The following is a 20,302-nucleotide window of genomic DNA, read 5'->3' as shown; positions in this document are numbered from 1 at the left end:
CGGGACGGCGTCGCGGCGGCTCATTTGACCGGTGCCGGGTCGCCGCCTACATCCCGGCGCAACGACATACATACGTATGCGAAACCATCTGGAGAGATGCCTTGTCCAACGAACGTATTCCGGCCGGCGGCCTAGCCGCGCAGGGGATAGACACCCGCGCCACCTTGCACTGGAACCTCGTGACCGCGCAGCTTGTCGAAGCCGCGCTCGAACGCGGCGAGGGGACGCTGTCCGCCGATGGCCCGCTCGTTGTCGAGACCGGTGCGCATACCGGGCGATCGGCGCAGGACAAGTTCATCGTCCGCGATGCCGAGACCGATACGACCGTCTGGTGGGGCAAGAGCAACAAGGCGATGGAGCCCGCGCATTTCGCCGCGCTGAAGGAGGATTTCTTCGCCGCGCTGGCTGCCAAGGACGAATTGTTCGTGCAGGACCTGTACGGCGGATCGCAGGCCGATCACCGCGTGCAGGTCCGCGTCGTCACCGAACTCGCGTGGCACAACCTGTTCATCCGGACGATGCTGGTCCGTCCCGAACAGGGGGCGCTGAAGGACTTCGTCGCGGACTACACGATCGTCGACCTGCCGAGCTTCCGCGCCGATCCCGCCCGTCACGGCTGCCGCAGCGAGACGGTGATCGCGGTGAATTTCACCGACAGACTGATCCTGATCGGCGGCACCAAATATGCCGGCGAGATGAAGAAGTCGGTGTTCGGCCTTTTGAACTACCTCCTCCCGCCGACCGGCGTGATGCCGATGCATTGTTCGGCCAACATGGGCGCGAACGGCGACACCGCGGTGTTCTTCGGCCTATCGGGCACTGGCAAGACGACGCTGAGCGCCGATGCGAGCCGGACGCTGATCGGCGACGACGAGCATGGCTGGTCCGACACCGCGGTCTTCAATTTCGAGGGCGGGTGCTACGCCAAGATGATCCGCCTGTCCGCCGATGCCGAGCCTGAGATCTTCGCGACGACCAAGCGGTTCGGCACGGTGCTCGAGAATGTCGTGATGGACCCGGCGACGCGGCTGCTCGATCTCGACGACCACACGCTCGCCGAGAACAGCCGCGGCGCGTATCCGATCGACTTCATCCCGAATGCGTCCGCCGAGAACATGGGCCCGGTGCCGCGCAACATCGTGATGCTGACCGCGGACGCGTACGGCGTGCTGCCGCCGATCGCCAAGCTGACGCCCGACCAGGCGATGTACCATTTCCTCTCGGGCTACACCGCGCGTGTCGCGGGGACCGAGATCGGCGTGACCGAGCCGGACGCGACCTTCTCGACGTGCTTCGGCGCGCCGTTCATGCCGCGGCATCCGTCGGTCTACGGCAACCTGCTGAAGAGCCGGATCGCGAAGGGCGGCGTCGATTGCTGGCTGGTCAACACCGGCTGGACCGGCGGCAAATACGGCGTCGGCAACCGCATGCCGATCAAGGCGACACGGGCATTGCTGAATGCGGCGCTGGATGGCAGCCTCAACGGTGCGGAGTTCCGGACGGACCCGAACTTCGGGTTTGAAGTACCGGTCAGCGTCCCCGGTGTCGACAGCGCGATCCTCGACCCGCGGACGACCTGGGCGGACAAGGACGCCTACGATGCGACCGCGGCAAAACTGGTCGACCTGTTCGTGGAGAACTTCGCGCAGTTCGCCGAGCATGTCGACGAAGGCGTGAGGCAGGCGGCGCCCAAGGTGCGGGAGACAGCCTAAAACTCCTCACCCCTCAGGGGAGAGGAAGGGGCCCGCACGACGAAGTCGGGTGGGAAGGTGAGGGCACGTGATACGGCATGCCCTCACCCTCGCCGCTACGCGTCTCTCCCTCTCCCCTGAAGGGAGAGGGCTTTGACAACCTCAAACCGTCTTCCCCCCTCCCTGAAAGGGAGGGGCCGGGGGTGGGTAGGCCGCTTGATTCATCGACGTAGCACCAAGCGGAAACCGACCCACCCCCAACCCCTCCCTTCCAGGGAGGGGAGCAGCGAGTTCGGCCTCCCCGAACGGGACCGGCCCTACAGGAATGGAACCGGTCTAAAGCGCCTCGACCACGACCTCACCATCGACCACCGCGGCCACCCGAACCCGAGCCCCAACCGTCGCATCCTCACCACGAGCCGGCCAACTCCCGTCCCCCACCAGCACCCGGCCTCGCCCTTCAACGATCGCAGTCTCCACCACCACAACCTGCCCCACCAGCCGCGCCGGGCGGTCGTTCAGCATCGGATCCCCGCCATCGACCGGATAATCCCGGTACCAGCGTTTCCCGATCAGCACCGTAACCGCGCTCCAGACCCCGAACGCACCCAACTGAACCGCAACCGGCAGGTCCGGCAACACGTACACCGCCACCCCGGTCACCGCCGCCGCGATGGCGAGGAACACCAAAAACACCCCCGGCACCGCAAGCTCGGCGATCCCCAGCACCAGCGCCGCGATCAGCCACGCGCCAGCCGCACCGCCGATCCCGTCAAGCGCGTCCATCAGCTTTTCGGAACTTCGCTCGACTCAGACAACTCGAACGGCCCACGCACCGCAGGCTTGGCCGGCGGCGACGCGGTCGCATCGCGCAGCGCATCCTTCGCCAGCTCCCCGATCCCACCAAGCGTCCCCATCAGCTGCGTCGCCTCGACCGGAAACAGGATCGTCTTCGCATTCGGCGAGGTCGCGAACTTGCCGATCGCCTCGACATATTTCTGCGCGATGAAGTAGTTGATCGCCTGCGCGCCACCTTCCTCGATCGCCTGCGACACCGCACGCGTCGCCGAAGCCTCCGCGACCGCCGCCCGCTCGCGCGCCTCGGCGTCGCGGAACGCCGATTCCTTGCGCCCCTCGGACTCGAGAATCCGCGCCTGCTTCTGCCCCTCGGCGCGCAGGATTTCAGACGCCCGCGAACCCTCCGCATCCAGAATGTTGGCCCGCTTCTCGCGCTCGGCCTTCATCTGCCGCCCCATCGCGTTGACGATGTCGGCCGGCGGACGGATGTCCTTGATCTCGACGCGCGTGATCTTCACGCCCCACGGCGTCGTCGCATGATCGACCACGTTCAGCAGCCGCGCGTTGATCTCGTCGCGCTTCGACAGCGTCTCGTCGAGGTCCATCGACCCCATCACCGTACGCAGGTTCGTCGTCGTGAGCTGCAACAGCGCCTGGTACAGGTCCGACACCTCGTACGCCGCCTTGGCCGAATCGAGCACCTGGAAGAACACGACCCCGTCGGTCGAGATCATCGCATTGTCCTTGGTGATGATCTCCTGGCCGGGGATGTCGATCACTTGCTCCATCATGTTCACCTTCCGCCCGACACGGTAGAAGAACGCGGGATAAAAGTTGAACCCCGGCCGCGCGACCGTGGTGAAGCGGCCGAAATGCTCGATCGTGTATTGATAGCCCTGGCGGACGATCTTGATGCTGGTGAAGAGGTACAGCAGCACCAGCGCCAGCAGGAGCGCGGCAACGATCAGGCCCATCGGTTCATCCCCATCCGTGTATCGCACCGCTATAGCACGCCGCTGAAGGAGAGGCCTAGCCGTGCGCTCGCGCTTTGGTTACATGGCGCGCCACCTCACACCCAGGAACGGCAGCTCTCATGGATATCCGCCTCGGCCTCACCTTCGACGACGTCCTCCTGTATCCGGGGGAATCGGACGTGCTGCCAAGCCAGGCCGATACCCGGACGCAGGTGACACGCGGCATCGCGCTCAACATCCCGATCCTCTCGTCCGCGATGGACACCGTCACCGAAGCCGACATGGCGATTGTAATGGCGCAGCTCGGCGGCATCGGCGTGCTCCACCGCAACCTGACCGTCGAGGAGCAGGTGGTCGCGGTCCGTCAGGTCAAGCGGTTCGAATCGGGGATGGTGGTCAACCCGATCACGATCAGGCCGACTGCCACGCTCGGCGAGGCGCAGGCGCTCATGTCGGGCCACCGGATCAGCGGCATCCCGGTCGTGGAAGCGGACGGCAAGCTCGTTGGTATCCTCACCAACCGCGACGTGCGTTTCGCGGGCGATCCGAAGCAGCCGGTCAGCGAGCTGATGACGCATGAGAACCTCGCCACCGTCTCGACCGAAGTCGGCAAGGAAGAGGCACGCCGTCTGCTCCACGCCCGCCGCATCGAGAAGCTGCTGGTGGTCGATGCGCAGTATCGCTGCGTCGGCCTGATCACCGTCAAGGACATCGAGAAGGCGGTGATGTTCCCCGATGCCACCAAGGACGAGGCGGGCCGCCTACGCGTGGCGGCGGCGACGACGGTTGGCGACAAGGGCTTCGACCGAACCGAACAGTTGGTCGACGCCGGCTGCGACCTGATCGTGATCGACACCGCGCACGGCCACAACCGCGACGTCGGCCGCGCGGTCGAGCGCGTCAAGAAGCTCTCCAATTCGGTGCAGGTGGTGGCCGGCAACGTCGCCACCGGCGAAGCGACGCGCGCGCTGATCGGCGCTGGCGCGGACGGAATCAAGGTCGGCATCGGCCCCGGCTCGATCTGCACCACACGGGTGGTGGCCGGCGTCGGCGTGCCGCAGCTGACCGCGGTGATGGATTGCGCGGAGGCGGGCCACAAGGCCGGTGTGCCCGTGATCGCCGACGGCGGCATCCGCACCTCGGGCGACATGGCCAAGGCCCTCGCAGCGGGCGCATCGACCGTGATGATCGGCTCGCTGCTCGCCGGCACCGACGAGGCGCCGGGCGAGACGTTCCTGTACCAGGGCCGCGCGTACAAATCGTACCGCGGCATGGGCTCGGTCGGCGCGATGGGCCGCGGCTCGGCGGATCGCTATTTCCAGGGCGATATCAAGGACCAGCTGAAGCTCGTCCCCGAAGGCATCGAGGGCCAGGTCGCGTACAAGGGGCCGGCAAAGGACGTGATCCACCAGCTCGTCGGCGGGATCAAGGCGGCGATGGGCTATACCGGCTCGGCGACGATTGCGGATCTGCAGAAGCGCGCGGAGTTCGTGCAGATCACGGGCGCTGGGTTGATGGAGAGCCACGTCCACGACGTGACGATCACGCGCGAAGCACCGAACTACCCGACGCGGTAAGACGGAGGACTTCACCCCTCCCTGAAAGGGAGGGGCAGGGGGTGGGTCGGTCTCCCCAAGCTCGCCCGCAGGTGGCTGAAACGAGCCGACCCACCCCCAACCCCTCCCTTTCAGGGAGGGGAGATCGTTGCGCCCGTCGCTACGTGGCGCCCTAAACGCGATCATGGCCAAAGCAATTTCCCGTCATCCCGGCGAACGCCGGGACCCACGGACACGGCGAACCAAGCGTGACGGGCAACCACTACCCAAATCGCAACCATGGGTCCCGGCGTTCGCCAGGATGACGGGGGAGGGGATGACGGGTGAACGGGTGGGATGCGCTGGGCATGGCGGCCAACCCGAAATTATTCCCCTCCCGCCCGCGGGAGGGGCTAGGGGAGGGGATGATGACGAACATTCCGTACCAAGCCTCCCCCCGAACCTACGCGAACTCGGGAGCCAACACGTGACTCCCCCCGCACGCACGCAAGCCGCGATCGAACTCCTCGACCAGATCATCGCCGCCGCCCGCGAGTCCGGCGCCGCGGCCGATACGCTGATCGCCCGCTATTTCGCGACCCGCCGCTACGCCGGCTCGAAGGATCGCCGCGCCGTCCGCGAGCTCGTCTACGCCGCAATCCGCAAGGCCGGCGACCGCCCCGAAGACGGGCGCGCCGCCATGCTGCTCGTCGCCGACGCAGATCCCGAGCTCGCCGCAACCTTCGACGGCTCGAACCACGCGCCAGCTCCGATCGCCAAGGACGAACCGCGCGCCCGCGCCGGTGTGGCCCCGCAGTGGCTGACCAAGGCCCTCCGCGCCTCCGGTCTAGACGGCGCCGCGCTGACCGACCTCGCCGGCCGCGCCACGCTCGATCTCCGCGTCAACACGCTGATCGCCGACCGCGCGACCGTCCTCGCCGCGCTCCCCGAGGCCGAAGCCACCCCCCACGCTCCCGACGGCATCCGCCTCCCGACCGGCACCAACGTCGAAGCGCTCCCGCTCTTCAACGAAGGCGCGCTCGAGGTGCAGGACGAGGGCAGCCAGATCGTCGGCCTCGCGATGCACGCGAAACCCGGCGAGCGGATCGTCGATCTCTGCGCAGGCGCCGGTGGTAAGACGCTCGCGCTCGCCGCGACGATGGCGAACGAAGGCGTGATCCTCGCCTGCGACACCGACCGCAACCGCCTCTCGCGTCTCGCGCCCCGCGCGACCCGCGCCGGCGCGACGATCGTCGAAAGCCGCCTGCTCAACCCGACGCGCGAGATCGAGGCGCTCAGCGAATGGGCCGGTCGCGCCGACGGCGTGCTGGTCGATGCGCCCTGCTCGGGCACCGGCACGTGGCGCCGCAATCCCGAGGCGCGCTGGCGGCTCACCCCCGACCGCGTCTCGCGGCTGCAGTCGACCCAGCAGCAGGTGCTCTCCGTGGCCGCGACGCTGGTCAAGCCCGGCGGCACGCTCGTCTACATCGTCTGCTCGCTGCTCGACGCCGAGGGCACGGACCAAGTGACGTGGTTCCTGAACGCGCATCCCGGCTGGACGACCGAGCCCCTGACACTCCCCGCCGGCGCGAAGCACGGCCACGGCGTCCGCCTCGAACCCGGTCGCGACGGCACCGACGGCTTTTTTGTCGCGCGCCTCCGGGCTGCGTGCTAGCCAGCCGGTCAATGACCCGCCTGGAGACGATCATGCGTTTTTCGTCCGTTGCCCTTGCCGCCGCGCTGACACTCGTGTGCGTATCGACGTCGCTCAGCGGGCAGCGCCCCGATGCGCAGATCGACGCGCGCTCGATGCAGCTTCTCGCCCAGGGGCGCTCGCTGGTCGCCGCAGGCAATCTCGATGGCGCGACCGACGTGCTGGAAACCTCCGTGGCGGTCGATCCGCGCAATCGCGCCGCGTTCCTGCTACTCGCCAAGGTCGCCGAAACGCGCGACCTGCCGGGCAAGGCGATCCGCCTGTACCGCGAGGCGTTGCTGCTCGAACCGAACGACGTCGCGGCGTTGAAGGGGCAGGGCGAGGCACTGGTCGCCAAGGGGGCGGTGGTCCGCGCGAAGGACAACCTCGTGAAGATCCGCACGCTCTGCAAGGGTGTTTGCCCGGAAGCGACGCAGCTCGCGGCGGTGATCGCGAAAGGGCCGCCGATCGCGACGGCCCAGGTCGACAAGACGCCGGTAGCCGCCAAGGATTGACGCCTGAAAACTCCCCTCCCTGAAAGGGAGGGGTTGGGGGTGGGTAGGCCAGCTCGTGTCGCCTACGTCACCTCATACGGAAGCCGACCCACCCCCGACCCCTCCCTTTCAGGGAGGGGGGAAGATCAGCGGGTTTCTCGCGCCAACGCGGTAAAGTCCGCCACCGACAACGTCTCCGCTCGCCGCGTCGCCTCCACCCCGATCCGCTCCAGCGCATCCAGCGCGCCCGGCACGCCCTTCAGGCTCTGCCGCAACATCTTGCGCCGCTGCCCGAACGCAGCACCCGTCAGCCGCTCCAGCACCGCGAAGTTCACCCCCTCGGGCGCCTCCACCGGCACCAGATGCACCACCGCCGACATGACCTTGGGCGGGGGCGTGAATGCCGACCGATGCACCGGCATCGCGATCCGCGCGGTCGAGCGCCACTGCGCCAGCACCGCGAGGCGCCCATAATGATCGTCGTTGGTCTTCGCCACGATCCGCTCGGCGACTTCCTTCTGGAACATCAGCGTGCACGACTGCCACCACGGCAACCACGACGCTGACAGCCACCCGACCAGCAACGCCGTGCCGATATTATAGGGCAGGTTCGACACGATATGCGGCTTGCCCTCGAACAGCGTCGGCGCGTCGATCTCCATCGCATCGCCCTCGATCACACGCAGCATGCCCGGATACGCCTCGCCGAGTTCGGCCAGCGCCGGGATACAGCGCCGATCGCGCTCGATCGCCGTTACCCGTGCGCCTGCAGCAAGCAAAGCGCGCGTCAGGCCACCCGGCCCAGGCCCCACTTCGAGCACCTCGGCATCGCGCAGATCGCCCGGAACCGCCGCGATCCGCTTCAGCAACTGCATATCGAACAGGAAATTCTGGCCGAGCGCCTTGCTCGCGTTCAAACCGTACCGCGCGATCACCTCGCGCAGCGGTGGTAGTTCCGTCACCGCATCGCTCACGACTGCGCGGCGGTCTGCGCGCGTCGGTCCGCCGCTTCGCCGGCCATTGCGATCGCCGCGATCATCGCCCCCGGCTCGGCGAGGTTCTTGCCCGCGATCGCGAACGCGGTGCCGTGATCGGGTGAGGTCCGCACGATCGGCAGGCCCAGCGTCATGTTCACGCCCTCGTCGAAATGGATCGTCTTGAGCGGCACCAGCGCCTGGTCGTGATAGCAGCACATCACGACGTCATAGGTCGCGCGCGCCCGCGGATGGAACATCGTGTCCGCGGCAAACGGCCCGGTCGCATCGATGCCTTCGTCCCGCAGGATCGCGATCGCCGGCGCGATGATCTCGATCTCCTCGCGCCCGAGCGCACCTTGCTCGCCCGCATGCGGATTGAACCCCGCAAAGGCGAGCCGCGGGTTCTCGATCCCGAAATTGCGCAACAATCCGCGCGCCGTCGCACGAGATTTCGCCACGATCAGTTCGATCGACAGCGCTCCCGAGACCGCGTTCAGCGGAATGTGCGTGGTCATCGGCACCACCTTCAGCGAAGGCCCGGCCAGCATCATCACCGCATTGTCACCCGCCACGCCATAGCGTTCGGCGACGAACTCGGTCTGCCCCGGATGACTGAAACCGATCGCGTACAGCTGCGACTTCGACACCGGCCCCGTCACCAGAGCGCGCGCCGCCCCGGTACGGACGAGCCCCACGGCCAGCTCCAGCGAATGCAAGGCACAGCGGGCGCCGTCCGCGTCGGGCTGACCCGGAACGATCGCACCCGCATCGCCAACGGTAAGCACCGGCAGCGCGTCATCGAAGATCGCCGCCGCGGCGCTCAGATCGGCGATCCGCGCGATCGGGCCGGCCCATACCCGCTCGATCGCCCGTGCGTCGCCCACCGCCACGAACGGTGGCAATCGGTGCATCTCACGCGCATCCCACGCCTTGGCGATGATCTCGGGCCCGATCCCGGCAGGATCGCCCATCGACACCGCCAGCGGCGAGATGCGGCTCACGATCCCATCACCGATATTCGACCACGGCATCGCGCCGCAGATCGCGCAGCTTCTGCTGGGCGCGCAGGTTGACGCGCTGCTGCTCGAGCTGCCCCTGGATCTGCTCGGAGTTCGGCACCGATCCACCGGCCGCTTCATCGCGACCGCACAACACCAGCGCGCGAACGCCCTGCTCGGCGGACCCGAATGGCGGGCTCGACTCGCCGACCTGAAGCTTCAGCATCACTTCCTGAAGCTGCGGCGGCAGATCGCGGATGCGGACCGTGTCGTTGTCGACCACGTCTGCGCCGATTCCCGCGGCGACCTTCTCGACGGTGCCGCACCCACGCAACTCCTGCGTCGCCTTGGCGAACGCCTGCGCACGCGCAGCAGCCTGCGCCTGGTTGGTGTTAGGCGGGAAGCGCAAGGTCAGCTGCTTCAGGCTGAGCTTCGCGTCGCGCGGATCGGCAGTCAGGACCTGTCGCTTGTCGGTCAGATACAGGATCGAATAGCCACCCGAGACCTCGATCGGACCGGCAACCTGACCGACCTGCATCGTCGTCGCAGCTTCGGCGAGCTGCGCCGGCAGCGTCGCCGCACGGATCCAGCCGAGATCGCCGCCGACCGCACGGGTCGACGCTTCGGAGAATTGCCGCGCATAATATTCGAATGGCTGCGCGCCCTTCTGGATTTCCTGGAGGATCTGCTTGGCGTTCGCATAGACCTGTTGGCTGTTCGCCGGCGTCGCCGCGAGATAGATTTCCTTGAGGTTGAACTCGTCGGTGCCCTTGGCCGCCTGGAGACGGTCGATGATCGACTTCACCTCCTCGTCGCCGACATTGACGAACGGCTCGACGCGGCGACGCAGATAGCGCTGCCATGCGAGTTCGCCCTCGATCTGGCGCTTGAGCGACCGCTCCGAAGACCCGGATTCGCGCAGGAAGGCACGCATCACGACCGGCGTCCGGTTGAAGCGCTTTGACACGGCGTCATAGCTCTGGGTCAGCTCGGCCGGCGTGATCGTGATGTCGGCGGTCTTGGCTTCCTGAATCTGGAGCGTCTCGTCGATCAGCTGGCGTAGCACCTGCAGCTTGAGCCGCTCGCGATCCTCCGGCGACAGCTTTGCCTCGTTCGCCATCGCCACCAGCGCCACGCGCTGGTCGACGTCGGTGCCGGTGATGACCGTGTCGTTGACGATCGCGGTCGGCTTGCGGACGTTGGGATCGACCTTGCCGAAGATCTGGAGGTTGGTCGGGATGTCGAGACCCGTATTGTCCGGTACACTCTGGTCCTGAACCGTCCTGCCAGCGCCAGCCTGGCCCGCGGCACCTTGCGGAGGAGCGGTCTGCGCGATCGCGCTCGCCGCCAGCGCGGCCAGAACCACCGAACCGATCACACGGCTGCTACGCGCCGCCAGTCGAACATCATGCTTCAAGTGTCGGTATCCCATCATCGCACGCCGTACATCGCTCCGTCATTGCCATGACGGCGCATATCCGGCGCGATTTGCCCCAAAGTAGCTGAACGCGGGCTTAGCGGCCGAGGTTGGTGAAGGCCAGCGTCAACAGGAAGCTGTTGCCCTTACGCGCGTCGCCGGTGTCGTTGTAGGTCCGCCGCCAGGTCCCGCCGAGACGCAGGCAGTCGTCCTCATACTGGATGCCGATGCGGTGGCGGATCGGCGTGAAGCCGTCGCTGCGGGACAGCGGGTCCTCCGATGCGTTGGTAAGATCGATCACGCCCGAGCCGAACGCGGACCAGAACCGCGCGAACTGGACGCGGCCCGCGACGCGAGCCTCCTCGCGGTCACGCAGATCCTCGATCGAGGCGTCGATGTTGCGGTTGAGCTTCAGATAGCCGACCAGCACATAGGTCGCCCGCGAGCCGATCGTCGCGTCGACTTCGTTGCGGCGGATCGCAAAGCCGTCCTTGTCGAGTCGGTAACGATGGACGATCGAGACGAAGTCGCGGAACCGAAGCTCGCTGCGCCCGACGATGTCGGAGAACCGATCGCTGAGGCCGGTGCCGTCCGGCAGGATGGTGGGGCGCAGGTCCAGCCGATAGCTCTGGCCGACATTGGTGGTGAAGCTGATGCCGGGCAGGTCGAGCGCCCATTCGCCACCATAGGTGACGCGCGACGAATCCTCGAACCGGTCATAGCCCGCGAACCGGTTCAGCGAGAACAGGTTGGTGTCGTCCAGGTCAACGGCGCGCGAATCCTCGTTCGGCAGGGTGATGTTCGCGACCTTGGGGGCCGCGACGAACTGGACTCGTGGGGTAAACCGCTGCGTGCCGCCGAGGAACGTACCGATGAACGGCCATTTCACGTCCACCGCAGCCGCCCCGATAACACGCTGATGGAAGCCTTCGAGCCCGCGATAGGTGGGGATCGTCAATTCGTTGTCGCTGGTATTATACAGATCACCCCGCGCGAACGCCGTGAACGTGACCTCCTGGCCCCAGTTGGTGAAGCGACGCAGGTCCCACTGGAGGCTGGCGAATGCGCGCTGCGTGTCCTGGCCATCGGTGCGGGTCAACGCGAGCGTGTTCAACTGGAGCTGGAACCGACCGCCGACCAGTCCATCGTTGAACCGCTTGCGATAGTCGATCTCGGGCAGCGCGATCGGCTGATCCCCCTGCCTGTCGTTGACCCGCAATGTCTGCGCATACCAGCCGCTCAGCGAGAAATAGCTGCTGTCGTCGATCCGCTCCAGGCTCGCCGTGGTGCGCAGGCGATCGTCGCGCGAGATGTCGTAGCGGCGCAGGAACGTCCGGTCGGTGGTCAGGCGCAGCGACCCGCTCGCCGTCCAGTTCGGCGACAGCTGATACCGCACCATGCCGTCGATATAGCCGCGAAACGCCATGCTCGTATCGGTCGAGTTTGCGGTGTTCAGGTCGTCGCTGCGGCGGCTTTCGGTCGCATAGGCACGCACTTTGAACGCACCCTTCGAATTGAGCGCGGAATAATCGACCTGCGCCATCGGCAGCACACTGCTGTAGATATGCGGGGTGATGACCAGCCCCTGGTTGGGGGCAAGCTTCCAGTAATAGGGAACGCTGACTTCGATGCCGTTGACGCGGCTGTATCCGCCGTTCGGCGAGAGCAGCCCACTGTCGCTCCCGCCGCCGACCGGGTTGGAGAATTCGGGTAGCGGCAGGCTCGGCAGGCCGAACAGGTGCAGGCGCGCGCCCTTGTAAAAGATGCGCTTCCGTTCTGGGCGATATGTGACGCGGACCGCGGTGATCTTCCACGTCGGTTCCTTCGGACAACCGACGGAATTGGTGACGCCGCACGGCGTGTAGGCCGCCGTCTTCAAATTGACCGTGCCGTCGGCGTCGCGCGTGCCCTGCTCGGCGGCGAGGCGCCCGCCCTGTTCGAGCACGACGAGCATGTTGTCGACCACGCCATCCTTCAGCGAATCGGTCAGGTTGATCTCGTCGCCGTACGCGATGTCGCCTTCGGGATTGGTGACCGCGATGTTGCCGGTCGCGACGACCTTGCCGGTCTTGCGGTTCCAGACGACCTTGTCGGCGCGCAGGCGACTGCCCTGGCGGAACATCCGGACTTCACCGGTCGCCGTGACGATGTCCGTGTTGGTGTTGTACTCCAGCGCCGTGGAGCTGAACTGCACCTGGGCCTCGGCCGGCGTCGCCGTCGACGCGTTGGCGACCGGCGGGTCCTGCACCGGCGGCGGGACCGGACGGTTCTGGAAATCCTGAGCCTGCACGGGCGAGCTTGCCAGTCCGCACGCCAACGCGAGCGAAACGGCACAACCCGTCAAAAGGTCGATACGCAACACGATCCGAACCAACCCCTTTGGCACTGGGCAGCCGTTTGCCGCCATATCGCCCGCCTATCGCACCACCGGGGCTTCGCTGCAATCGCCGTGCGTTGAGGGGCTCCACCTTGCTTTGCCGGACCCGCGGCATCAACTTATGGGGTACGCACATCCGTTCAAAAGCTTCCCGAGGTTTCTTCATGCAGATCGTCTTCGCCCCGACCGTTCCCGCCAACGCCCCGATCCTGGCCGTCCCCGTTGCGAAGGACGGCGTGGCGAAGGTCAATTGGAGCGCGATCGGCGGCGATGTCGAAGCGGTGGCGACCAGCGCGGCGAGCGCGGCACGGTTCGCAGGCGAGGCCGGTTCGGTCGTCGAGCTGTTCGTGCCCGTCGACGGCGCAGTGCATCAGGTCCTGCTCGTCGGCGTCGGCACGGGCGAGAACGCCGATTGGGAGAAGGCGGGCGGCGCGATCACCGCACGCCTGCTGACCTCGGGTGCGACGTCGGTGGTCGCCGACCTCGCCGCCGGTGCCACGCCGACCCCGAAGGCCGCTGCACACTTCGCCGCCGCCGCCGCCCAGCGCGCATGGCGCTACGACACGTACCGCACCAAGCTCGCCGAGAAGTCGAAGCCGACGCTGACTGAGATCACCATCGCGGGCGCGCCCGACGGCACCGACGCTGCTTGGGCGGAGCAGTCCGCGGTCACCGGCGGTCTCGACCTGACCCGCTGGCTCGTGACGTCGCCACCGAACGTCGTCTATCCCGAAAGCTTCGTCGAGAAGGTGACGAAGGACGTCGAGGGCCTCGGGCTCGAGATCACCGTTCTCGACGAGGCACAGATGACCGAGCTCGGCATGGGCTCGCTGCTCGGCGTCAGCCAGGGGTCGCGGCGTGAAGCCCGCATCCTCGCGCTGAAGTGGAACGGGGCAGGGGCTGATGCGCCCACCCTCGCGTTCGTCGGCAAGGGCGTGACGTTCGACTCGGGCGGTATCTCGATCAAGCCCGGTGCGGGCATGGAAGACATGAAGTGGGACATGGGCGGGGCAGGGGCCGTCGCCGGCGCGATGAAGGCGCTGGCCAGCCGCAAGGCCAAGGCGAACGTCGTCGGCGTGATGGGCCTGGTCGAGAACATGCCCGACGGCGCCGCGCTGCGCCCGAGCGACGTCATCACCTCGATGTCGGGCCAGACGATCGAAGTGCTCAACACCGACGCCGAGGGGCGCCTCGTGCTCTGCGATTGCGTCACCTGGGTACAGCAGGCGCACAAGCCGACCACGATCGTCGATCTCGCGACGCTCACGGGGGCGATGATCGTCGCGCTCGGCACCGAGAATGGCGGCATCTTCGCCAATGACGACGCGCTCGCCGATCAGCTGATCGCGGCGGGCAAGACCACCGGCGACACGCTCTGGCGCTTCCCGTTGTCGCCCGCTTACGACAAGCTGATCGATTCGCCGATCGCCGATATGAAGAACGTGGGGCCGCGCGGGGCCGGCTCGATCACCGCGGCGCAGTTCATCAAGCGCTTCGTCGACGAGGGCGTGAAATGGGCGCATCTCGACATCGCCGGCATGGTCTGGTCCGACAAGCCCGGCACCAACCACGACAAGGGCGCAACCGGCTACGGCGTCCGCCTGCTCGACCAGTTCGTCGGCGACAATTTCGAGGGGTAAGCTCCGAGAGTAGAACTGTTCCCCCGCGGACGCGGGGGCCCAGCTAAGTACCGACACCGATCGTGACCCTGGACCCCCGCCTTCGCGGGGGAACAGCGGGAGTAAACAATGCAGGTCGATTTCTACCACCTAACCAGCCCCCTCGACCGCGTCCTCCCGCGCATCGCCGAGCGCGTCGTCCAGACCGGCGGCCGCCTCCTCATCGTCGCCGAACCCGAGGAGCAGCGCACCGCCCTCGACCGGCTGCTCTGGTCCTACGCCCCGGAGAGCTTCCTCCCCCACGCCCAGGCCGGCAGCACCGACGACGCGGCGCAAACCATTCTAATTGCTAAAGACATCCAAGAAGCCCCCCCCGCCAACGCCGCCCGCAACGTCGCGGTGGTAGACGGTCGTTGGCGTGACCTTATCCTAACCTTCGACCGTGCCTTCCACATCTTCGACGACGAAGCCATCCGCGAGGCGCGCCTCGCCTGGAAGGCGCTCGCCGACCGCGACGGCGTCGAACGCCGCTACTGGAAGCAGAACGACTCCGGCCGTTGGGAACAGGCAGCGTGATCAGGGGAACAGGCCGCCTAGTTGCATTCGGGCCGCCCCGGCTCTAGGGCAGCGCCACTTTTCCCAAGCTTTATCACAGGAGCCCGTGACCATCATGGCCGCGAACCGTACCTTTTCGATCATCAAGCCCGACGCAACCCGCCGCAACCTGACCGGTGCGGTCACCAAGATGCTCGAGGAAGCCGGCCTGCGCGTCGTCGCTTCGAAGCGCATCCAGATGACCCGCGAGCAGGCCGAGGGCTTCTACGCGGTCCACAAGGAGCGTCCGTTCTTCGGCGAGCTCGTCTCGTTCATGATCTCCGGCCCGGTCGTCGTCCAGGTTCTCGAAGGTGAGAACGCGATGCAGCGCAACCGCGACATCATGGGCGCCACCAACCCCGCCAACGCAGAGCCCGGCACGATCCGCAAGGAACTCGCCGAGTCGATCGAAGCCAACTCGGTGCATGGGTCCGATTCGGACGAGAACGCCGCAATCGAGATCGCCTATTTCTTCAAGCCCGAAGAAATCGTCGGCTGATGACCTGGCGGCTGCGACGGGCACGGCCGGGCGATGCGCCCGCGCTGTCGCTCGTAGCATCCGCCACGTTCCTCGATACCTATGCGACCGTGCTGTCCGGGGCGGATATCGTCGCCCACTGCACGACGAAGAACAGCATCGCCACGTTCGAGACGTGGCTGGCCGACCCCGCGACGATCGTGACTCTCGCCGAGCACGAACCCGGCCACGCGCCGATCGGCTACACGGTTTTGACCGCGCCAGACTTCCCGATCGAACCCGGCCCAGCGGATATCGAACTCCGCCGCATCTACCTGATGAAATACGCCCAAGGCACAGGCCTGGGCGCCGCGCTGATGACCCGCGCCCTGGAAGACGCCGCCGCTCACGAGCGAACCCGCGTCCTGCTAGGCGTATGGGACCAGAACATCCGCGCCCGAGCCTTCTACGAACGCCAGGGCTTCAAGGTAATCGGCGCCCGCCAGTTCACAGTCGGCACCACCCTCCACGAAGACCCGGTCTACGCCCGGGCGGTGTGAGGAAACCGGGGGGAGGTGAGCATATCAAGAGAGCGTGCACCCACGCCAAAAAACCACCACCCCGGCGAAGGCCGGGGCCCGAGTGGCAAGGCCATGGTAAACGACGCGCTGCACCTCGTTGGCAACGTTCCCCGATTGGGCCCCGGCCTTCGCCGGGGTGGTGGTCAAGCCGTAGGCTTCTCTTCCGCCCAGATCGCATCGAGCCGCGCCTGGTCCCCGCCACGCTGCCGCACCCGCAAGCCCTCGAGCTTCAACGCGCGCCCCCGCAGCATCCGCCCCTCGGTCTTCCAGATCACATCGTAGATTCCGATCGCCGAGCGCGTCCGGTCGCCGTCGAAATACTGCACGCTCACCAGCACCGGCAGCCGCCCCGCACGATCGTCCGATCCGCCATCGGTCAGCTTAAGCAACGGCGCCGAGAACCACGACCCATCGATGATCGGTTCAGCCGGCGGGCGCTGCGGCGATACGCCCAGCGCCCGCGGGAAGGTGATCGTCACATCCTGGAGATCATGGCGCGCATCCTTCAGCAACAGCGTGTCGCCGCCATCCTGCACGATCGCCGAAAGATCGATCTTCGTCCGCTCGCGCGCCGCATTCGACTGCGCGGCAAGCTTGTCCGCCTCGTTCGCACGGTGATCCGACCAGTTGGTCCACAACGTCAGCGCGGCGATCAGCACGCCCGCAACCGCCACGACTTCCGCCAGCGTGACCCAGCGCCGCCGCGTCGCAGCAGCCTCACGCCGTTCGGTCGGGGTCTCGCCGCTCATCGCCCACCGGCCTCCAGCAGGCGGGCAGGGGCCGCCAGTTCCCAACTGCGCGCGATCCGGTCCTCGACCAGCGCCCAATCCGGATCGCCCGCAAGGTTCACGCCGACCCACCCGGTCGCGCCAAGATACGAAGGCCGCGAATACACGCCCGGGTTCGCCTCGATCAGCATCGCCTGCTCGTCGTTACCGCCCGTCTTCACGCACACCATGGTCAGCCCATCACCATGATGATCCGCCCGAAATTGCGCGAACTGCTTGCCCGCGACGAAGAATGTCGGCTGGCCATGCGACACCGTCTCCTCGGTCTCGGGCAACGCCAGCGCCGCCGCACGAACGCGGTCGAGGGGGGACAAGTCGGTCATCGCGTCACGAACTCCGCCAAGGTCTTCGGGTACAAAGCATGTTCCGCCGCCAGCACGCGCCCCGCGAGCGCATCCGCATCGTCGCCGGCAAGGATCGGCACCTCGGCCTGCCTCAGCACAACGCCGCCATCCAGCTCTTCGGTCACGACATGCACCGAGCACCCGCCGACCGCATCGCCCGCCGCGATCGCCCGCGCGTGCGTGTTGAGCCCCTTGTACTTGGGCAGCAGCGACGGGTGGATGTTGACGATCCGGTCACGCCACGCCGCGACGAATCCGTCCGACAGCAACCGCATATAGCCCGCCAGCGCGACGATCTCGACGCCGGCCTCGCGCAACGCCGCATCGATAGCCGCCTCATAGGCCGGCTTGCCCAAACCCTTGGGCGAGATCGCAAACGTCGCCAGACCCTGCGACCGCGCCCATTCGAGCCCGGCCGCATCCGGCTTGTCCGAAGCCACCAACGCGATCTCATACGGACAGTCAGCTGCGCGCGACGCACCCACCAGCGCCATCATGTTCGACCCGCGCCCCGAGATCAGCACACCGACCCGCGTCTTCTCAGCCATGCGTCGCGGTCCAGTCCTCGCGCGCACTCCACGTACCCGTCGACCCGCGAACCGTGCAGCCATGCGCCCCGGTCTCGATCCGTCCGATCGTGAACACCGTCTCGTCCGCCGCCTGAAGCGCCGCGGTCACCGCCTCGGCCTCGTCGGCGCCGACGATCACGACCATGCCGATCCCGCAGTTGAACGTCCGCGCCATTTCTTCCGGCTCGATCGCGCCCTGCGCCTGAAGGAACGCCATCAACCGCGACTGCTCCCACGCATCGGCATCGACCACCGCATGCACACCGTCCGGCAACACGCGCGGGATGTTCTCGAGCAGGCCGCCGCCGGTGATATGTGCCAGCCCCTTGATCCGCCGTTCGCGCAGCAACGGCAACAGGCTCGCGACATAGATGCGAGTCGGCGCCATCAGGTGATCGATCAGCAACTTGTCCTGGTCGAACAGCGCAGGCCGATCGAGCTTCCACCCACGATCCGTCGCCAGCCGGCGAACCAGCGAGAACCCGTTCGAATGGACCCCCGACGACGCCAGCCCGAGCATCACATCGCCCGAAGCAATCTCGCGCCCGGTGAGCATTTTGGTCCGCTCGACAGCACCGACGCAGAAACCCGCGAGATCGTAATCGCCATCTGCATACATGCCCGGCATCTCGGCGGTCTCGCCACCGATCAACGCGCAGCCCGCGGTCTTGCAGCCCTCCGCGATCGAAGCGACGACACGCTCGGCAACCGCCGCATCTAGCTTCCCGCTCGCATAATAATCGAGGAAGAACAGCGGCTCGGCGCCCTGTACGATCAGGTCGTTGACGCACATCGCGACGAGGTCGACGCCGACACCCTCATGCCGATCCCATTCGATCGCGAGCTTCAGCTTGGTGCCGACGCCATCGTTCGCGGCGACCAGCAGAGGATCGACGAACCCCGCCGCCTTCAGGTCGAACATGCCCCCGAAGCCGCCAAGATCCGCGTCCGCACCCGGCCGCCGCGTCGAGCGCGCGAGCGGGGCGATCGCGCGCACCAGCGCGTTGCCCGCGGCGATCGAAACGCCCGCCTGAGCGTAGGTGTAGGGGCCCGAAGCGGGAGCGGCGGAGTCTGGCGTATCGGTCATGATCGGTGCTGCTAGCCACATCGCGCTTGGATTTCCACGTCTGCTTCGCCAAAAGGCCCGCGTGACGCGTATCCGTACCCTCCCCACCGCGCTTGCCGGCGCCGCTTTGCTGCTCAGCGGCGGAGCCGTGCTCGCGCAGATCGAGGGCGGCAGCCGAGGCGCAGCCCCGGTCGACAGCGGCAGCGCCTACGAGGTCAGCGGCGTCACCGTCGACGTCGCCGGCAAGACCGCCGACGCCGCACGCTACAGCGGCTGGCGGCTCGCCCAGCGCAAAGCCTGGGTGCAATTGTCGAACCGGCTCGGCGGTGGTGGCGGCCTCGTCTCCGACGGCACGCTCGATTCGCTGGTTTCGGGAATCGTCGTCGAGAACGAACAGATTGGACCGCAGCGCTACATCGCCAAGCTCGGTGTGCTGTTCAACCGCACCCGCGCGGGCTCCGTCCTCGGCATCTCCACCTATGCCGACCGCTCGCAGCCGATGCTAACCATCCCGATCCAATATTCGGGCGGCGTCGGCCAATCGTTCGAGCAGAGCACGCAGTGGCAGCAGGCCTGGGCGCGCTATCGCACCGGCAACAGCAGCATCGACTATGTTCGCCCGTCCGGTTCCGGCCCCGACGCGCTCCTACTCAACGTCGGCCAGACGCAGCGTCCCGGCCGAGGCTGGTGGCGGACGATTCTCGACCAATATGGCGCGAGCGACGTGCTGTCCCCGGTCGTGAAGATCTATCGCCAATGGCCCGGTGGCCCGGTGATCGGCGTGTTCGAAGCACGCCACGGTCCCGACAACGTCCTGATCGGTCGCTTCACGCTCCGTGTCGGAACGTCCGACGGCCTGCCGCAACTGCTCGATACCGGCGTCAAGCGGATCGACGACCTGTACCAGCAGGCGCGCCGCAACGGCTCGCTCCGTGTCGACTATAGCCTGTCGCCGCCGCCAACGCCCGAAGCCGCGGTGATCGACGACCTGCCGACCGACGAAACCGCCGATGCCAACATTGCAGTGCTGACCGGCGGCGAGGGGATCTCGATCGTCGTACAGTTCGACACGCCCGCAGCCACGGCCGTATCGTCGACCGAAGCCGCCCTCCGCGCGATCCCGGGCGTCCGTTCGGCGGCCACGACCAGCCTCGCGCTCGGCGGGGTCTCGCTGATGCGCGTCGCTTATGATGGCGATCCGGCGGCTCTCAAGACCGCGCTCGAAGCGCGCGGCTACCAGGTTTTCGGTTCCGGCCAGACGATCCGCATCCGCCGGGTTTCCCAACTTCTTCCGCCGGACCTTCCCGCGGATGCCGTGACGACAGGGTGA

At 67.0% G+C, this 20,302-nt stretch carries 19 protein-coding genes; 9 read left to right on the top strand and 10 right to left on the bottom strand.

What is annotated here, in order from left to right:
• Positions 1-101: 101 nt before the first annotated feature.
• Positions 102-1,712 (top strand): phosphoenolpyruvate carboxykinase, encoded by a 1,611-nt coding sequence (locus NLI89_RS02625; RefSeq protein ID WP_254685592.1) that lies wholly within the window; start codon positions 102-104, stop codon positions 1,710-1,712.
• A 315-nt stretch (positions 1,713-2,027) separates the two neighbouring features.
• Here the strand turns inward: NLI89_RS02625 and NLI89_RS02620 are convergent, their stop codons facing one another.
• The gene (locus tag NLI89_RS02620; RefSeq protein ID WP_254685591.1) at positions 2,028-2,477 is read right to left on the bottom strand and encodes an NfeD family protein; all 450 of its coding nucleotides are present in this window, start codon (positions 2,475-2,477) and stop codon (positions 2,028-2,030) included.
• Positions 2,477-3,463 (bottom strand): SPFH domain-containing protein, encoded by a 987-nt coding sequence (locus NLI89_RS02615; protein ID WP_254685590.1) that lies wholly within the window; start codon positions 3,461-3,463, stop codon positions 2,477-2,479. The genes NLI89_RS02620 and NLI89_RS02615 overlap by 1 nt, the downstream gene beginning before the upstream one ends.
• A gap of 119 nt (positions 3,464-3,582) precedes the next feature.
• Between NLI89_RS02615 and guaB the strand changes: the two genes are divergently transcribed.
• The 3 genes from guaB (at position 3,583) to NLI89_RS02600 (ending at position 7,206) form a co-directional block, all read left to right on the top strand.
• A complete protein-coding gene (gene guaB, locus NLI89_RS02610; RefSeq protein WP_254685589.1) occupies positions 3,583-5,040 on the top strand; it encodes an IMP dehydrogenase in 1,458 nt (485 codons plus the stop codon).
• Between the two features lie 445 nt (positions 5,041-5,485).
• A complete protein-coding gene (locus NLI89_RS02605) occupies positions 5,486-6,673 on the top strand; it encodes an RsmB/NOP family class I SAM-dependent RNA methyltransferase (protein ID WP_254685588.1) in 1,188 nt (395 codons plus the stop codon).
• A gap of 32 nt (positions 6,674-6,705) precedes the next feature.
• The gene (locus NLI89_RS02600; protein WP_254685587.1) at positions 6,706-7,206 is read left to right on the top strand and encodes a tetratricopeptide repeat protein; all 501 of its coding nucleotides are present in this window, start codon (positions 6,706-6,708) and stop codon (positions 7,204-7,206) included.
• Between the two features lie 125 nt (positions 7,207-7,331).
• Here the strand turns inward: NLI89_RS02600 and rsmA are convergent, their stop codons facing one another.
• The 4 genes from rsmA to NLI89_RS02580 form a co-directional block, all read right to left on the bottom strand.
• Positions 7,332-8,147 carry a 16S rRNA (adenine(1518)-N(6)/adenine(1519)-N(6))-dimethyltransferase RsmA gene (gene rsmA / locus NLI89_RS02595; RefSeq protein ID WP_254685586.1) on the bottom strand — a complete coding sequence of 272 codons (816 nt, stop codon included), beginning with the start codon at positions 8,145-8,147 and terminating at the stop codon, positions 7,332-7,334.
• Between the two features lie 8 nt (positions 8,148-8,155).
• Positions 8,156-9,193 carry a 4-hydroxythreonine-4-phosphate dehydrogenase PdxA gene (gene pdxA / locus NLI89_RS02590; protein ID WP_254685585.1) on the bottom strand — a complete coding sequence of 346 codons (1,038 nt, stop codon included), beginning with the start codon at positions 9,191-9,193 and terminating at the stop codon, positions 8,156-8,158.
• Entirely contained in the window at positions 9,171-10,592 is a 1,422-nt protein-coding gene (locus NLI89_RS02585) for a peptidylprolyl isomerase (protein ID WP_439144465.1), read from the bottom strand. Before NLI89_RS02585 ends, pdxA begins: the two co-directional genes overlap by 23 nt.
• Before the next feature lie 82 nt (positions 10,593-10,674).
• Positions 10,675-12,939 (bottom strand): LPS-assembly protein LptD, encoded by a 2,265-nt coding sequence (locus NLI89_RS02580; RefSeq protein ID WP_439144461.1) that lies wholly within the window; start codon positions 12,937-12,939, stop codon positions 10,675-10,677.
• A 179-nt stretch (positions 12,940-13,118) separates the two neighbouring features.
• On the opposite strand from NLI89_RS02580, the gene NLI89_RS02575 reads away from it, so the two are divergent.
• From NLI89_RS02575 to NLI89_RS02560, 4 genes are all read left to right on the top strand, one after another.
• Positions 13,119-14,594 (top strand): leucyl aminopeptidase, encoded by a 1,476-nt coding sequence (locus NLI89_RS02575; RefSeq protein ID WP_254685582.1) that lies wholly within the window; start codon positions 13,119-13,121, stop codon positions 14,592-14,594.
• 108 nt (positions 14,595-14,702) lie between these two features.
• Positions 14,703-15,149 carry a DNA polymerase III subunit chi gene (locus tag NLI89_RS02570; RefSeq protein WP_254685581.1) on the top strand — a complete coding sequence of 149 codons (447 nt, stop codon included), beginning with the start codon at positions 14,703-14,705 and terminating at the stop codon, positions 15,147-15,149.
• A 94-nt stretch (positions 15,150-15,243) separates the two neighbouring features.
• A complete protein-coding gene (gene ndk / locus NLI89_RS02565) occupies positions 15,244-15,666 on the top strand; it encodes a nucleoside-diphosphate kinase (RefSeq protein WP_254685580.1) in 423 nt (140 codons plus the stop codon).
• Entirely contained in the window at positions 15,666-16,184 is a 519-nt protein-coding gene (locus tag NLI89_RS02560; protein ID WP_254685579.1) for a GNAT family N-acetyltransferase, read from the top strand. Before ndk ends, NLI89_RS02560 begins: the two co-directional genes overlap by 1 nt.
• Before the next feature lie 164 nt (positions 16,185-16,348).
• On the opposite strand, the gene NLI89_RS02555 is transcribed toward NLI89_RS02560, so the two are convergent.
• Genes NLI89_RS02555 through purM form a run of 4 tightly spaced genes read right to left on the bottom strand, consistent with a single transcriptional unit; the run spans position 16,349 to position 18,993 of the window.
• Positions 16,349-16,954, bottom strand: a complete 606-nt coding sequence (locus NLI89_RS02555; protein ID WP_254685578.1) for a hypothetical protein — start codon at positions 16,952-16,954, stop codon at positions 16,349-16,351.
• The gene (locus NLI89_RS02550; RefSeq protein ID WP_254685577.1) at positions 16,951-17,316 is read right to left on the bottom strand and encodes an MmcQ/YjbR family DNA-binding protein; all 366 of its coding nucleotides are present in this window, start codon (positions 17,314-17,316) and stop codon (positions 16,951-16,953) included. Before NLI89_RS02550 ends, NLI89_RS02555 begins: the two co-directional genes overlap by 4 nt.
• Positions 17,313-17,885 (bottom strand): phosphoribosylglycinamide formyltransferase, encoded by a 573-nt coding sequence (gene purN, locus NLI89_RS02545; protein ID WP_254685576.1) that lies wholly within the window; start codon positions 17,883-17,885, stop codon positions 17,313-17,315. The genes NLI89_RS02550 and purN overlap by 4 nt, the downstream gene beginning before the upstream one ends.
• Positions 17,878-18,993 (bottom strand): phosphoribosylformylglycinamidine cyclo-ligase, encoded by a 1,116-nt coding sequence (purM, locus tag NLI89_RS02540; protein ID WP_254685575.1) that lies wholly within the window; start codon positions 18,991-18,993, stop codon positions 17,878-17,880. The genes purN and purM overlap by 8 nt, the downstream gene beginning before the upstream one ends.
• Here purM and NLI89_RS02535 point away from each other — a divergent pair.
• A complete protein-coding gene (locus NLI89_RS02535) occupies positions 18,992-20,302 on the top strand; it encodes a heavy-metal-associated domain-containing protein (protein WP_302675573.1) in 1,311 nt (436 codons plus the stop codon). The two genes, purM and NLI89_RS02535, sit on opposite strands and share 2 nt — an antisense overlap.

Origin of the sequence: Sphingomonas faeni, from assembly GCF_024273235.1 — a bacterium.
In the GTDB taxonomy this organism is placed as follows: Bacteria; Pseudomonadota; Alphaproteobacteria; order Sphingomonadales; family Sphingomonadaceae; genus Sphingomonas; species Sphingomonas faeni_A.
Note: the sequence above shows the minus strand (reverse complement) of the source record. Positions and strands in the feature narration are given on the sequence as shown.